Annotated in this window: 12 protein-coding genes; 8 read left to right on the top strand and 4 right to left on the bottom strand. The window is 71.0% G+C overall.

Annotation, left to right across the window (positions count from 1 at the left end):
* Positions 1-94: 94 nt before the first annotated feature.
* The 4 genes from ACF1B9_RS10535 to ACF1B9_RS10520 all read left to right on the top strand — a co-directional run bounded on the left by ACF1B9_RS10535 (position 95) and on the right by ACF1B9_RS10520 (position 4577).
* Positions 95-1660, top strand: coding sequence for a serine protease (locus ACF1B9_RS10535; RefSeq protein WP_391741008.1), 1566 nt, complete (start codon positions 95-97; stop codon positions 1658-1660).
* 219 nt (positions 1661-1879) lie between these two features.
* Positions 1880-2284 (top strand): peptidase inhibitor family I36 protein, encoded by a 405-nt coding sequence (locus ACF1B9_RS10530; RefSeq protein WP_391741009.1) that lies wholly within the window; start codon positions 1880-1882, stop codon positions 2282-2284.
* Positions 2285-2513: 229 nt separating this feature from the next.
* A complete protein-coding gene (locus tag ACF1B9_RS10525; protein ID WP_391741010.1) occupies positions 2514-3671 on the top strand; it encodes an acyl-CoA dehydrogenase family protein in 1158 nt (385 codons plus the stop codon).
* Positions 3672-3689: 18 nt separating this feature from the next.
* On the top strand, positions 3690-4577 hold the full coding sequence (locus ACF1B9_RS10520; RefSeq protein WP_391741011.1) for an acyl-CoA thioesterase: 888 nt from the start codon (positions 3690-3692) through the stop codon (positions 4575-4577).
* A gap of 50 nt (positions 4578-4627) precedes the next feature.
* Here ACF1B9_RS10520 and ACF1B9_RS10515 read toward each other — a convergent pair whose 3' ends face one another.
* The 4 genes from ACF1B9_RS10515 to ACF1B9_RS10500 form a co-directional block, all read right to left on the bottom strand.
* Positions 4628-5407: a phosphatase gene (locus tag ACF1B9_RS10515; RefSeq protein WP_391741012.1), complete on the bottom strand. Its 780-nt coding sequence runs from the start codon at positions 5405-5407 to the stop codon at positions 4628-4630.
* A 66-nt stretch (positions 5408-5473) separates the two neighbouring features.
* Positions 5474-6985, bottom strand: a complete 1512-nt coding sequence (locus ACF1B9_RS10510) for a DUF6056 family protein (RefSeq protein WP_391741014.1) — start codon at positions 6983-6985, stop codon at positions 5474-5476.
* 174 nt (positions 6986-7159) lie between these two features.
* Positions 7160-8629, bottom strand: coding sequence for a glycosyltransferase (locus ACF1B9_RS10505; protein ID WP_391741016.1), 1470 nt, complete (start codon positions 8627-8629; stop codon positions 7160-7162).
* Positions 8630-8851: 222 nt separating this feature from the next.
* Positions 8852-9457, bottom strand: a complete 606-nt coding sequence (locus ACF1B9_RS10500) for a TetR/AcrR family transcriptional regulator (protein WP_391741018.1) — start codon at positions 9455-9457, stop codon at positions 8852-8854.
* A 97-nt stretch (positions 9458-9554) separates the two neighbouring features.
* On the opposite strand from ACF1B9_RS10500, the gene ACF1B9_RS10495 reads away from it, so the two are divergent.
* From ACF1B9_RS10495 to ACF1B9_RS10480, 4 genes are read left to right on the top strand one after another with little or no spacing between them, the layout of a single operon-like run.
* Complete coding sequence (locus ACF1B9_RS10495) at positions 9555-11177, top strand: carboxyl transferase domain-containing protein (protein ID WP_376270262.1); 1623 nt, start codon at positions 9555-9557, stop codon at positions 11175-11177.
* 7 nt (positions 11178-11184) lie between these two features.
* Entirely contained in the window at positions 11185-13269 is a 2085-nt protein-coding gene (locus tag ACF1B9_RS10490) for a biotin carboxylase N-terminal domain-containing protein (protein WP_391741019.1), read from the top strand.
* Positions 13266-14225, top strand: coding sequence for a hydroxymethylglutaryl-CoA lyase (locus ACF1B9_RS10485; RefSeq protein ID WP_391741021.1), 960 nt, complete (start codon positions 13266-13268; stop codon positions 14223-14225). Before ACF1B9_RS10490 ends, ACF1B9_RS10485 begins: the two co-directional genes overlap by 4 nt.
* 7 nt (positions 14226-14232) lie before the next feature.
* The gene (locus ACF1B9_RS10480; protein WP_391741022.1) at positions 14233-15399 is read left to right on the top strand and encodes an acyl-CoA dehydrogenase family protein; all 1167 of its coding nucleotides are present in this window, start codon (positions 14233-14235) and stop codon (positions 15397-15399) included.
* The last annotated feature ends 63 nt before the right edge of the window (positions 15400-15462 follow it).

Here is a 15462-nt window from a genome sequence, read left to right as displayed (position 1 = left end):
GTGCGCCACACGCGTGCCCGCGCCGGGGTCACGCCCCGCTTCCCGTGTGACTCAGCTCACGGGAACACCGACGCCCGGCAGCGCAGTGCAAGTCATGAACAGTTCTTCCGTATCCCGCCGGAGCGCGCTCCGGACACTCGCTCTCGCCGTCGCCCTGGTCGGCAGCACGACGCCCGCGTGGAACACCGCCGCCTTCGCCGCGGAGCCGGCGACGTACACCCTCACGATCAATCACCTCGACCGCACCGGCCACAAGACAGCGGACTACACCACCCACGTCACCGGAGTCTCCGGGCCGGGTGCCGACGAGGCCGTCCAGCCGTACGACGCCTCCGGCACGACCACCGTGCGTCTGCCCAAGGGCCGGTACCTCCTGGACAGTGCCCTGACCACCGGCACGGCGGCGGACGGCACGGACTGGGTCGTCCAGCCGCGCCTCGACCTCGACCACGACACCACCATCACCGTCGACGCGCGGACCACCGCCCCTGTGGACGTGACTCCGCCCGACCGCTCCGCAGGTTTCCAGCACAGCGTGATGTTCGTCCAGGTCAAGCACGATGGCGCGGTCCGGACCGCCAACCTCGTCAACGGCACACCGAACCTGCGCGTCGCGCACCTGGGCCCCGACAGCGAACCCGGATCGGTGGCGCAGTGGTTCGACTCCTACTGGAGCACCGAGACCGCCGGATACGCGCTCGGCCACACCTTCACCGGCAGCCGCGCCCTGACCGGGCTCGTCCGGCACCCCGCCGCGAAGGACCTGGCCACTGTGCGGATCCGCGGCGCGGCGCGGCCGGGCACCGAGGGGCGGGCGACCGTCGACCTGCAGCCCACTGCCGGACCGACCCTCGGCGTCTCCCGGACCCTGCCGACCCCCGCGACCGCCACCTATTTCGTGACGCCTGAACGCGGCACCTGGGACATCACCTACTGGGCCCCCACCGCGCCCGGCGCGGCATCGAACCGCTACAGCGCCAACGGCATCGCCGTACGCGCCGGAAGTACGACCACCCACACCTTCGACAACGCCGTCTTCGGCCCCGATCTCACCGACCGCCCCGGCGTCGTGCGCGACGGCGACCGGCTCGCCGTCGATGTCCCGCTGCTCGCCGACGGCGACGGCCACGTGCCGTCGTCACCGTCGTACGACACGGCTTCGACCACTCTGCACCGCAACGGCGTGCGCGTCGGGACGAAGACCGGCATCCCCGGAAAGGCCGGGTTCACCGTGGCGCCGGGGCGCGCGGCGTACCGGCTCACCAGCACGGTGAAGCGCGGCGGCGCGCCCGGCGTCGCCACGCGGGTGACCACGTCGTGGACCTTCACCTCGGACACGACGAGGGGTCCGGTCCCGGTGCCGGTGAGCGCCGTGCGGTTCTCGCCCGAACTCAGCCCGACCGGCACCGCGCCGGCGAACGAGACGCTCCGTGTCCCGGTCACCGTGCTGGGCGCCGCCGCGAACGGACGCGTACGTTCGGTGGCGGTCTCGGTGTCCGTGGACGGTGGCACTTCGTGGACCCGGGTCCCGGTCGAGCGGGGCGCCGTCGAGATCCACAACCCGAGCGCGGGCACCGGCGTCTCTTTGCGCGCCGTGCTGACCGACACCGAGAGGAACACCCTCACCCAGACCGTCATCGACGCCTACCGCACTCGGTGATCCCGACTCAGTGATCCCGTGAGGCCTGCCCCCATGACCCCGTAGTCCGGGCAGGCGAACGGCGACCGTGCGCGCCGGTGTAGACAGGGGCGCCCCGAGCCGTGACCCACGCTTCGGGCGCCCCTCCCTCCGCCCTGGCTTCTGCGGTAACAGCCGTGCCACGGTGGTGATCACCGAGAGTGCCCACTTCGTCACACATGGGAATGAAGGGATTTCGCCATGAACCGCATCGCCGCGCTCGCCGTCACCTCGATCGCCCTGGCCCTGGGCCTCGGCTCCGGGCCCGCCGCGGCCGGAGCCGCCGAGAACGCCGGGACCGGGCCCGCCACCACCGAGAGCGCCGCGGCGTCCTACAGCTGCAGCCCCGGCTACTTCTGTATCTACAGCGACTGGAACGGAGGTGGCACCCGCTGCCAGTGGTCGGACAAGCAGCGGGCGAACACCGCCGACGACTGCTCCTTCATCCAGCGGGGCCAGAACGTCCGCTCCGTCTGGAACGGGACCGGCCACCGCGTTCAGTACTACACCAAGACCAACTACAACTCCCGGGTCGGATCCACCCCCGCCGGAAGCGGCGGCAACCTCCAGGGGAGCTACCAGATCCGCTCCTTCAAGCCCCAGTAGGCAGGAGTGGGCAGAACGTACGGGAGCCCTTCCCGGCCGATGGCCGGGGAGGGCTCCCGCGCGTCCGCGGCCGGAAGATCGGCTCGGGGCGTGCTGAGCATCACCCTGGACAGCGTCGATGACCGCCGGGTAACTTTTGACCAGGACTGAGCAAGCGCTTAGCCGGCCTGGCCGAAGCTCGCCTGAAGCTCACCCGAAGCCGATCGAAGCTGACCAAGGAGGCACCCCCGTGCGCCGTACGGTATTCAACGAGGACCACGAGGCGTTCCGGGAGACCATCCGCGCCTTCATCCAGGCCGAGGTCGCCCCCGTCTACGACGAGTGGTTCGCGGCGGGCCAGGTGCCCCGTGACTTCTACTACAAGCTCGCCGAGCTGGGCATATTCGGCATCGAGGTGCCGGAGGAGTACGGCGGCGCCGGTGTGGAGTCCTTCAAGTTCGAGGCGATCATCTCCGAGGAGTGCGCCCGCGCGGCCGTCAACTTCGGCGGCTCCGGCGTGCACGTCCTGCTCTGCCTGCCGTACATCAAGGCGTACGCCACCGAGGAGCAGAAGAAGCGCTGGCTGCCGGACTTCGTCAGCGGCAGGACGATGTACGCCATCGCCATGACCGAGCCGGGCACGGGTTCCGACCTGGCGGGCATGAAGACCACCGCCAAGCTCTCCGAGGACGGCACGCACTACATCCTCAACGGCGCCAAGACGTTCATCACCGGTGGCGTCCACGCCGACCGGGTCATCGTCTGCGCCCGTACGGACGCGCCCAAGGCGGACGACCGCCGGCACGGCATCTCCCTCCTCGTCGTCGACACCAAGGCCGAGGGCTACTCGGTCGGCCGCAAGCTCGACAAGCTGGGACTGCGCACCTCCGACACCGCCGAGCTGGCGTTCGTCGACGTCAAGGTGCCGGTCGAGGACCTCCTCGGCGAGGAGAACAAGGGCTTCTCGTACCTCGGCCAGAACCTGCCGCAGGAGCGCCTCGGCATCGCCGTCGGCGCGTACGCCCAGGCCAAGGCCGCCGTCCGGTTCGCCCAGAGCTACGTGCAGGAGCGCACCGTCTTCGGCAAGACCGTCGCGTCGTTCCAGAACACCAAGTTCGAGCTGGCCGCCTGTCAGGCCGAGGTGGACGCCGCCGAGGCCGTCTGCGACCGCGCCATCGAGGCCCACGACGCCGGTGAGCTGACCGCCGCCGAGGCCGCCTCGGCGAAGCTGTTCTGCACCGAGGTCGCGCACCGCGTGATCGACCGCTGCCTCCAACTGCACGGCGGCTACGGCTACATGAACGAGTACCCGATCGCCCGTCTCTACGCGGACAACCGGGTCAACCGCATCTACGGCGGCACCAGCGAGGTCATGAAGTCGATCATCGCCAAGTCCATGGGCCTGTAGAGCGGTTACGTTCTCCCCATGAGCTCAGCACTCGATTCCCTGCTCGATCTGCTCGACCTGGAGCGGATCGAGCAGGACATCTTCCGGGGTACGAGCCGCTCGGCGGTCGTCCCCCGTGTCTTCGGCGGCCAGGTCGCGGCCCAGGCCCTGGTGGCCGCCGGCCGTACCGTCCCCGATCGAGCAGGGGAGACACCGTCCGCCCACTCCCTGCACTCCTACTTCCTGCGGATGGGCGACCCCGGCGCGCCGATCGTCTACAGCGTCGACCGCATCCGGGACGGCCGGTCCTTCACCACCCGCCGGGTCGTCGCCGTCCAGCACGGCCAGCCGATCTTCCATCTCTCGGCGTCGTTCCAGACGCACGAGGAGGGCCTGGAGCACCAGGCGGCCATGCCGCCCGCCCCGGACCCGGAGACCCTGCCCACGGCCGCGCAGATGCTGCCCCGGTACGCGGACCGCTTCAGCGACGCGGGGGTCGTGGACCGGCTGATCGAGGCGCGGGCCGCGGTCGACCTGCGGTACGTGGACGCCCCGCCCTTCGGCACGGTCGGCGAACCGCGCGAACCCCGCTCCCAGGTGTGGTTCCGCACCAACGGCAAGCTCGCGGACGACCCGTTGCTGCATGTCTGCATGGCGACGTACGTCTCCGACATGACGCTGCTCGACTCGGTGCTCCTCGCCCATGGGCTCGGGGGCTGGACGGTCGGCGACGTGGTCGGGGCGAGCCTGGACCACGCGATGTGGTTCCACCGGCCGTTCCGGGCCGACGAATGGCTGCTGTACGACCAGGAGTCGCCGTCCGCGTCCGGTGGGCGCGGGCTCGGCCAGGCCCGTATCTACACGCAGGACGGCCGGCTGGCGATCACCGTCATCCAGGAGGGCGTGGTCCGCGTCCCCCGGGGCTGACACGTCCCCCGACGCCGACCGCGGACCGGTCGGCGTCGGACCCGCCGGCGTCAGATGAGCCCCGCCGCGTCCAGCAGATAGTCCGTCAGCGGGTCGTAGAACCGCGGGTCCAGCACATGGTCGTCCAGCGGAACGGCCACCTGGAGCGTTCCCTCCGCCTCGCCGAGGAACAGCGCCGGGTCGTTGCAGTCCGCGTACCCCACCGCGTCCAGCCCGCGCTGCGCCGCGCACCCCGCCCAGCCGTGGTCGGCGACCACCAGGTCCGGCACCGGCCGGCCCTCGCGCTCCAGACCGTCCAGGACGGCGGCCATCGGGGCGGGCGAGTGGGTGTGCCAGAGCGTCGCGCCGCGCTCCTGCACCGCGACGTCCGCGAACTGGAACACCATGCCCTCGTCGGCCACCAGCCCCGAGGGAATCCGTACGATCTCGCAGCCGGCGGCCCGCAGCGCCTGGGCTGTCTGCCGGTGGACGTCGAGCAGCCCGCCCGGGTGCCCCGTCGCGAACAGCACCCGCTCCCTGCCCGCCGCCGCCTTCCGCAGCCGCGCCGCCATCCGCTCCAAGGCGTCGACCGTCAGCTCCGGGTCGATGGTGTCCTGCCCGAACCGGTGCTCCGGGTCGTCGCTGACCCCGCAGCGCTCGGCCATCACGGCCAGCACGTCCTGCTCGTCGCGCCACCGGTCGCCCAGTTCCAGACCCAGCCAGTAGTGGCGGTCGCCGTTGGCGAGCTTGCGGTAGTGGGAGAGGTTGTTGTCGCGGGGTGTGGCGACGTCTCCGGCGATACGCGTACGGACGAGGTGTTCGACTAGGGCGGCACGGCTGGGTATCGGCATGAACCCATTGTGCCGTCAGGTGTGCGCAGTGTGCCGGGTGTCTTGCGCGACGGACGGACCGGCCGCTCAGGGAAGGCGGGTCGAGTACGTGATCTTCTTGAGGTGGTAGTACTGGGCGACGCACCGCGCCGGCCACTGGTTCTTGCCGTGGTTGCCGAACGGCTCCCCCATTCCGCTGACCGACACCGGTGTGTACGGAAGCACCTGGGCACCGCGCGCCGCCCCTGTCCGCAGGAAGTGGTCCTGACGGTCCCAGCGCTGAGCGCGCACGTCCATCTGCCGCTCCAGGTGGAGCAGCGGAACCGCCAGGCCGACGCAGGCCAGGGCGCATACGGCGCCCGCGGCCACGGCCGTCGCCGTACGGATCCCCCGTCCGCGGGCCCGCAGCGCGCGTCCCAGCAGGGCGCCGATGCCGACCAGGAGCATCACGTACAGCAGGAGGAAGTCGCCCCAGACGCGGGACGCGTACACCACGCTCGCCCCGAAGGCGGGGTAGGCGACGACGGTGCAGAGGTAGCCGGAGACCAGGAAGGTGAGGCATCCGGTGAGGACCAGGAGGAAGGGCCTGCGGCGCAGGGCTCCGGCCGGCCCGTCCGTTCCCCGTCCGGCGCCGCGCACCAGCAGGCCCAGCAGTACGCCGACGGCGACCGCTCCCACGTACTGCCAGGTCGTGAGGATCGTCCCCAGGATGTGCCCGAACGCCCGCAGCCCCGTGGTCAGCGCCTCCGGGCCGAACATGGAGGAGCTGTCGGCGCCGAACCGTGCGCGCCGGGTGCGTGCGCCGGGCGACAGGTACAGGATGGCCGAGCCGACCGCCACTCCGGCGAAGGCGAACGCGCACCAGAAGCGCGCGTGGGTCCGGCCGGTACCGGGAGCCACCCAGTGGCTGAGCAGCAGCGCGGCGGTGAGCACGACGAACGCGACGACCGCCGTCTCCTCCGACAGCATGCCGATGAAGACGCCGACCACGAAGGCGATGCCCACCGCGAAGTCGCGTCCCCGCCTGGTCCGTGCGCGCAGCAGCGGGATCACGGCGGCGCAGGCCAGCACCGGTGACACGGTGTGCGAGACGGAGGAGGCGGGCCAGTAGAACGTCTTGTACGGGTTGGGCGACGCGAAGAAGAAGACCACTGCCATCATCGCGCCCACCAGCAGCGCGAGACCGCGCGGCGCGGTCAGTCGGGCCCTGCGGAGCGCGGAGGCGGTCAGCGCCCAGAGGATGCCCAGCATGAGCACCCCGCTGACCAGGGCGAACCACCGATGGCCCGCGACGCCGAAGGATCCGTACGCGATGACCAGCAAGGCGTTGGCGATCCGGCCGTTGTCGTGGAGGAAGAACTTCGCGATCATCCCGGAGGCGCCGTCGTCCCGTACGACCGGGAGGAAGCACCAGTCGTCCCCTCCCGGACGGACCAGGCGGCCGATCCAGAAGGCCGCGCCGAGCAGGGTGAGCGGCACCAGGGTGAGGGCCACCGTCCAGATCGACGCCCAGCGTCGCGCTGGGCCCGGACGGGCCTCCTGGGAGGACTCCTCGCTCTGCTTCTGTGTGTCAGCGGTCTTGGACGTGTCCGCGGTCATGTGCACTGGTGCCCTTCGTACGTTGCTCGCGTCTTGCGCGCCGAGAGGTTCAGGCGGTGTGGATGCAGGGGTGGGGGTGCGGGAGGTGGGGGTGCGGGAGGTGGGGGTGCGGGAGGTGGGGGTGCGGGAGGTGGGGGTGCGGGAGGTGGGGGTGCGGGAGGTGGGGGTGCGGATTCAGGGGATGGGGTGCCGGGCGGGGCTCTCGGCCGGGCCGGCGCTCTGCCGGGCCAGGGCGGCGCCCGAGTCGATGGCCCAGCGGGCGAGCAGGAACGAGAAGGGGGTGGCGAGGATTCCCGCGGCCACGGCGGCGATGTTCTTGTCCATGCCGAGTCCACTCACGCCGAGGTAGAGCAGAACGCCGGTGAGCACGAGATTGACGACGCTCGACAGGGGATACCGGACGAAGGCCTGCCAGGTCGGTTTCGTACGGCAGGTGATGTACGAGTTGAGCAGGAACGATCCCACGATGCTGACCGCGTATCCGATGACGTGCGCGGCAAGATAGGGAATCCAGGTGTTCAGTGAGACGTACACGGCCAGATATACCGCCGTATTGACGACGCCGATCATCCCGAAAACGATGAACTGGCGTACGGTACGGAATCTGGACGCCCCGATCGCGGTCGATCCGGTGCGCCCCGCGAGCGGCCTCCTGACCCCGGTGGCGGGCGGGTCCGAACGGACCTCTGCCGGAATGTCGACCGGCGGGACGTGCGGGGATTCATCCGTTTCGCGCACCACGTAGTGGGGGCGGCGTTTCGCCTCGTAGTAGATGCGTCCCACGTACTCGCCGATGATGCCGAGCGTGGCGAGCTGGATTCCGCCGAGCGCCACGACGGCCGTCAGCAGGGTGGTGTAGCCGGGCACGCCGACACCGTGCAGGGCGACTTCGGCGATGATCCACAGGGCGTATCCCAGCGCGGCCAGCGCGAGTGCGAGGCCGACGTGGATGGCCAGGCGCAGCGGGCGGCTGTTGAACGAGATCAGTCCGTCGATCCCGTAGTTGAACAGCCGTCGGCCGCCCCACTTCGAGTGTCCCGCCGCACGCTGGGTGTTCTGGTAGGTGAAGCTGACGGTGTCGAAGCCGATCCAGGAGAAGATCCCCTTGGAGAACCGGTTGGTCTCGGGCATCGCGAGCACCGCGTCCACGGCGTTGCGCGACAGCAGCCTGAAGTCGCCCTCGCCGTCGACGACCTCGACGTCCATGCACCGGCCCATCGCCCGGTAGTAGGCGGCGCTGAGAACGGTGCGCAGGGCGCCTTCGCCCGTGCGGTCCCGCCGCGCGACGACCTGGTCGTAGCCGCGCCGCCGCAGCTCCAGCATGCGGGGCAGCAGTTCGGGCGGGTGCTGGAGGTCGGCGTCCATGAGGACGACGGCGTCGCCGCGGGACATGCGCAGCCCCGCGAGCATGGCGGCCTCCTTGCCGAAATTGCGGCTGAAGGAGGTGTAGCGGACCCGTCGGTCCGCGGTGGCGAGCGATCCGATCCGGAGCCTGGTGCGGTCGCTGCTGCCGTCGTCGACATAACAGATCTCGAAGGTCCGCCGCGTCGGTTCGAGGACGGAGATCAGTGCACGGTGAAATGCCTCGATCACCTCGTCCTCATTGAAGCAGGGGACAACGACCGAAACCTGACATGTTTTCATTTGAATTCCCCATCAGGCGTGGGCGAGACAGCTCAAACCATATGCCTGAGGGTCATCGCGACACTCCGACCTGCGGAGCTCGCCGAGGAAAAGGAAGGAGAATTTGAGGAGCCGCTTCTCCCTTTTACATCAATTCATATGTTCAAAGGGCCGGCGGAAGCGGTGCCGCGCGGGGATGACGACGCATCCGCCGGGGCCCGCTCGCTGTCGCGCACCAGACCGTTACGCCCGCGCGGCCGCCTCGAACGCCCCGCGCGCCAGCCGGTGCAGCAGCGCCGCCGTGTCCGCGCGGTCCGGCTGCGCGCCGGGGCGGCCCAGGTGCGGGGTCGAGTTCAGGAGCCCGAAGACGGCGTGGACGGCGGCGCGGGCCTCGTGCTCGGGCAGCTCCGGATACAGCTCGCGGACCACCTCCACCCACACCTCGACGTACTGCCGCTGGAGCTGGCGGACCCGCTTGCGGTCGGCCTCCCGGAGGCGGTCCAGCTCGCGGTCGTGGAGGGTGATCAGGGGGCGGTCGTCGAGGGCGAAGTCGATGTGCCCCTCGATGAGCGCGTCGAGCAGGGCCTTCGGGGAGCCGTCCCCACAGGCCGCGTCCTCGGACACGCGCAGCCGCCCGCCCGCCAGCAGCCGCTCGCTGATGCCGACCAGCAGCTCGGCGAGCATCGCGTCCTTGCCGGGGAAGTGCCGGTAGAGGCCGGGGCCACTGATCCCGACGGCGGCTCCTATCTCGTCGACGCCGACGCCGTGGAAGCCGCGCTCGGCGAAGAGGCGGGCGGCCTCCTTGAGGATCTGCTCGCGGCGGGTGGGGGCGTCGGTCCTGGTGGTCATGGATTCGATTCTAGACAGGCGGGTTAGCGGTCGTTAACCTGAAGGAAGACGTTAACGCTCATTAACCACTGCGGTACGGGCAAGGGGGCTCGACACGATGCAGCAGGCACCGGTGCTGGCGAGCGCGGCCGATCCCGCCTCCGAGGCCTGGCAGGCCAACGAGGCGGCGCATCACGCGCTCGCCGACGAGCTGCGCAAGCGGCTCGCCACGGCCAGGCTCGGCGGGGGTGAGAGGGCCCGCGCCCGGCATGTGGCGCGCGGCAAGCTGCTGCCCAGGGACCGGGTGGACACCCTGCTCGACGCGGGGTCGCCGTTCCTGGAGCTGGCCCCACTGGCGGCCGAGGGGCTGTACGGGGGCGCCGCCCCGGCGGCCGGGGTGATCGCGGGGATCGGCCGGGTCAGCGGGCGGGAGTGCGTGATCGTCGCCAATGACGCCACCGTCAAGGGCGGCACGTACTACCCGATGACCGTGAAGAAGCACCTCCGCGCCCAGGAGGTGGCCCTGGAGAACCGGCTGCCCTGTCTGTATCTCGTCGACTCGGGCGGGGCCTTCCTCCCGATGCAGGACGAGGTCTTCCCGGACCGGGAGCACTTCGGGCGGATCTTCTACAACCAGGCCCGGATGTCGGGGGCCGGGATCCCGCAGATCGCGGCGGTGCTGGGGTCGTGCACGGCGGGCGGGGCGTACGTCCCCGCGATGAGCGACGAGGCCGTGATCGTACGGAACCAGGGCACGATCTTCCTGGGCGGTCCGCCGCTGGTGAAGGCCGCGACCGGCGAGGTCGTGACGGCCGAGGAGCTGGGCGGCGGCGAGGTGCACTCCCGTACGTCGGGGGTGACCGACCACCTCGCCGAGGACGACGCGCACGCGCTGCGGATCGTGCGGAACATCGTGGCCACGCTGCCGGAGCGCGGGACGCTTCCGTGGCCGGTGCGGCCGGCCGAGGAGCCGAAGGTCGATCCCGCCGGGCTGTACGGGGCCGTCCCGGTCGATTCCCGGACGCCGTACGACGTACGGGAGGTGATCGCCCGGGTGGTGGACGGCTCGCGGTTCGCCGAGTTCAAGGCGGAGTACGGGACGACGCTGATCACCGGCTTCGCCCACATCCACGGCCACCCCGTCGGCATCGTCGCCAACAACGGCATCCTGTTCTCCGAGTCCGCCCAGAAGGGCGCCCACTTCATCGAGCTGTGCGACCAGCGCGGCATTCCGCTGGTCTTCCTGCAGAACATCTCGGGCTTCATGGTGGGGCGCGACTACGAGGCGGGCGGCATCGCCAAGCACGGCGCCAAGATGGTGACGGCGGTCGCCTGCACCCGTGTGCCGAAGCTGACGGTGGTGGTCGGCGGTTCCTACGGAGCCGGCAACTACTCGATGTGCGGGCGGGCCTACTCGCCGCGCTTCCTGTGGATGTGGCCGAACGCGAAGATCTCCGTCATGGGCGGCGAGCAGGCCGCGTCCGTCCTCGCGACGGTCAAGCGCGACCAGCTGGGCGACGACTGGAGCACGGCGGACGAGGAGGCCTTCAAGGCCCCGATCCGCGAGCAGTACGAGACCCAGGGCAACGCGTACTACGCCACGGCCCGGCTCTGGGACGACGGTGTGATCGACCCGATGGAGACCCGGCAGGTGCTGGGGCTCGCCCTGACCGCGTGCGCCAACGCCCCACTCCCCCAGAAGGACCCTGCGGCGCCCGGCTTCGGCGTCTTCCGGATGTGAGGAACAGATGACGATGTTCGACACCGTTCTTGTCGCCAACCGCGGCGAGATCGCGGTACGTGTCATCCGTACGCTGCGCGAGCTCGGCGTCCGCTCGGTCGCCGTCTTCAGCGACGCGGACGCGGGCGCCCGGCATGTACGGGAGGCCGACACGGCGGTACGGATCGGGCCCGCGCCCGCCTCGATGAGCTATCTGAGCGTGCCCGCGCTGCTGGACGCCGCCCGTCGCAGCGGCGCGCAGGCCGTCCATCCCGGGTACGGGTTCCTCGCCGAGAACGCGGGCTTCGCGCGGGCGTGCGCGGAGGCGGGGCTGGTGTTCATCGGTCCGCCCGCCGACGCCATCTCGCTGATGGGCGACAAGATCCGGGCCAAGGAGACGGTCGCGGCGGCCGGGGTGCCGGTGGTGCCCGGCTCGTCGGGGAGCGGGCTCAGCGATGCCCAGCTGGGCGACGCCGCCCGTGAGATCGGGACACCGGTGCTGCTGAAGCCCTCGGCGGGCGGCGGCGGCAAGGGCATGCGGCTGGTGCGCGACGCGACGCTGCTCGCGGACGAGATCGCCGCCGCCCGGCGTGAGGCACGGGCCTCGTTCGGCGACGACACGCTGCTCGTGGAGCGGTGGATCGACCGGCCCCGGCACATCGAGATCCAGGTCCTGGCGGACACCCACGGCAACGTGGTCCACCTCGGTGAGCGCGAGTGCTCGCTCCAGCGCCGCCACCAGAAGATCATCGAGGAGGCGCCGTCCGTCCTGCTCGACGAGGAGACCCGGGCGGCGATGGGCGCGGCGGCCGTCCAGGCGGCCCGCAGCTGCGGATACGTGGGCGCGGGCACGGTGGAGTTCATCGTCCCGGGCAACGACCCCGCCTCGTACTACTTCATGGAGATGAACACCCGCCTCCAGGTCGAGCACCCGGTCACCGAGCTGATCACCGGCCTCGACCTGGTGGAGTGGCAGCTCAGGGTCGCGGCGGGCGAGCGACTCCCCTACGCGCAGCAGGACATCGGGCTCACCGGTCACGCGATCGAGGCCCGGATCTGCGCGGAGGACCCGTCCCGCGGATTCCTGCCGTCCGGCGGCACGGTGCTCGCGCTGCACGAGCCGCAGGGCAACGGCGTACGGACGGACTCCGGGCTCGGCGCGGGCGGCGAGGTCGGCAGCCTCTACGACCCGATGCTGTCGAAGGTCATCGCGTACGGCCCCGACCGCGCCGCCGCCCTGCGCCGGCTGCGTGCGGCGCTCGCGGACACGGTGATCCTCGGCGTCCCGACGAACGCGGGCTTCCTGCGCCGGCTGCTCGCCCACCCGGCCGTGGTGGCCGGCGATCTGGACACCGGTCTGGTGGAGCGCGAGGTCGACGGGCTGGTGCCGGAGGGGGTGCCCGAGGAGGTCTACGCGGCGGCGGCACTGCTGCGGCAGGGCGTACCGGCGTCCGAGCCCGCCGCGGCCTGGGTGGACCCGTTCTCGGTGGCGAGCGGCTGGCGGCTGGGCGGCACCCCGGCCTTCACGGTGCGCCACTTCCGGCTGCCGGGCCACGACCCCGTCCAGGTCTCGCTGCGCACCTGCCCGGCGGGCACCGATCTGACGTTCGGCCATGTCGGAGAGGGCGCACAGCCGCCGGAGCCCGCGACGGGCGCCTGCGGTCCGCTGGCCCCGATGCCCGGCGGCAGGGAGACGGCGAAGACGGTGGAGCTGACCGCGCACCGGATCGTCATCGAACTCGCCGGTGTCACCCACACGTTCGCCCACGCGGCCTCTTCGGAGGGGACCTGGCTGGGCCGCGACGGCGACACCTGGCACGTCCAGGACCACGACCCGGTGGAGGCGGCGCTGGCCGGTGCCGCCCGTTCCGGGGCGGACACGCTCGCCGCGCCCATGCCCGGCACCGTCACCGTCGTGAAGGTGGCGGTCGGGGACGAGGTCGTGGCCGGTCAGAGCCTGCTCGTCGTCGAGGCGATGAAGATGGAACACGTCATCTCCGCCCCGCACGCCGGGACCGTGACCGAGCTCGATGTCATCGCCGGTGCCACGGTCGCCATGGACCAGGTCCTGGCCGTGGTGGCACCCGCCGGAGCTCCCGGGGAGGACGCATGACACCCCGCACCCTGCCCATGACCGTGCCCGCCCAGGACCTGCCCCCACGGGTGCGCGTCCACGAGGTCGGCGCCCGTGACGGGCTGCAGAACGAGAAGGCGGTCGTGCCGACCGAAGTGAAGGCGGAGTTCATCCACCGCCTCGCCGCGTCGGGCCTGACCACCATCGAGGCGACCAGCTTCGTGCACCCGAAGTGGGTGCCCCAACTGGCCGACGCGGAAGAGCTGTTCCCACGTCTGGGAGACATCGGGGAGGTCGCCCTGCCCGTACTCGTACCGAACGAACGCGGACTGGACCGGGCGCTCGCGCTCGGCGCCCGCCGCATCGCCGTGTTCGGCTCGGCGACCGAGACGTTCGCCGCCCGCAATCTCAACCGCACCGTCGACGAGTCGCTCGCCATGTTCGAACCGGTCGTCGCACGGGCCAAGGCCGACAAGGTGCATGTCCGCGGCTATCTGTCGATGTGCTTCGGCGACCCGTGGGAGGGGCCCGTCCCCGTCCACCAGGTCGTCCGGGTCGCCAAGGCGCTGATGGACCTCGGCTGCGACGAACTCTCCCTCGGCGACACCATCGGCGTCGCCACCCCCGGCCATGTGCAGGTCCTGCTCTCCCGGTTGAACGAGGAGGGCGTGCCCACCGACACCATCGGCGTGCACTTCCACGACACGTACGGTCAGGCCCTCTCCAACACCCTCGCCGCGCTCCAGCACGGTGTGACCACCGTGGATGCCTCCGCGGGCGGCCTCGGCGGCTGCCCGTACGCGAAGAGCGCGACCGGAAACCTCGCCACCGAAGACCTCGTGTGGATGCTCGACGGCCTCGGCATCGAAACCGGGGTCGACCTCGACGCGCTCATCGCCACCAGCGTGTGGCTCGCCGAACAGCTGGGCCGACCCAGCCCGTCCCGTACCGTCCGCGCGCTCTCGGTGCGGTCCCCCCAGTCCCACAAGGAGTGACACTGCCATGTCCCTGGACCACCGGCTGACCGCCGAGCACGAGGAACTGCGACGCACCGTCGAGGAGTTCGCGCACGATGTGATCGCCCCGAAGATCGGCGACTTCTACGAGCGCCATGAATTCCCGTACGAGATCGTGCGGGAGATGGGACGGATGGGCCTGTTCGGGCTGCCGTTCCCCGAGGAGTACGGCGGCATGGGCGGCGACTATCTCGCCCTCGGGATCGCCCTGGAGGAACTGGCCCGCGTCGACTCGTCCGTGGCGATCACGCTGGAGGCCGGGGTCTCGCTCGGGGCGATGCCCGTGTACCACTACGGCACGGAGGAGCAGAAGCGGCAGTGGCTGCCGAAACTCTGCTCGGGCGAGGCTCTGGGCGCGTTCGGCCTGACCGAGCCGGACGCCGGTTCCGACGCGGGCGGCACCCGCACGACGGCGGTGCGCGACGAGGCGACGGGCGAGTGGGTGATCAACGGCTCCAAGTGCTTCATCACCAACTCCGGCACGGACATCACGGAACTCGTCACGGTCACGGCGGTGACCGGCCGCAAGGAGAACGGCGCCCCGCTGATCTCCTGCATCATCGTGCCGTCCGGCACCCCCGGCTTCACGGTCGCCGCCCCGTACTCCAAGGTCGGCTGGAACGCCTCGGACACCCGCGAGCTGTCCTTCTCCGACGTCCGCGTGCCCCTGGGGAACCTGCTGGGGCAGGAGGGGCGCGGCTACGCCCAGTTCCTGCGCATCCTGGACGAGGGCCGGATCGCCATCGCCGCGCTGTCCACGGGCCTGGCACAGGGGTGTGTGGACGAGTCGGTGAAGTACGCCAAGGAGCGCCACGCCTTCGGAAGGCCGATCGGCGCCAACCAGGCCATCCAGTTCAAGATCGCGGACATGGAGACGCGGGCGCACATGGCCCGGGTCGGCTGGCGTGACGCGGCCTCGCGCCTGGTGGCGGGCGAACCGTTCAAGAAGGAGGCGGCCATCGCGAAGCTGTACTCGTCGACGGTCGCGGTGGACAACGCCCGCGAGGCGACCCAGATCCACGGCGGCTACGGCTTCATGAACGAGTACCCGGTGGCCAGGATGTGGCGCGACTCCAAGATCCTGGAGATCGGCGAGGGCACGAGCGAGGTGCAGCGGATGCTGATCGCCCGGGAGCTGGGACTGCCGGCCTGACGTACGGGCAGTGTACGGGGCGGGTCCGGGTTCCGGGCCCGCCCCGTCGGCATGCCGTCTCCG

The organism is Streptomyces sp. NPDC014727, from assembly GCF_043083485.1.
Lineage (GTDB): Bacteria > Actinomycetota > Actinomycetes > Streptomycetales > Streptomycetaceae > Streptomyces.
Note: the sequence above shows the minus strand (reverse complement) of the source record. Positions and strands in the feature narration are given on the sequence as shown.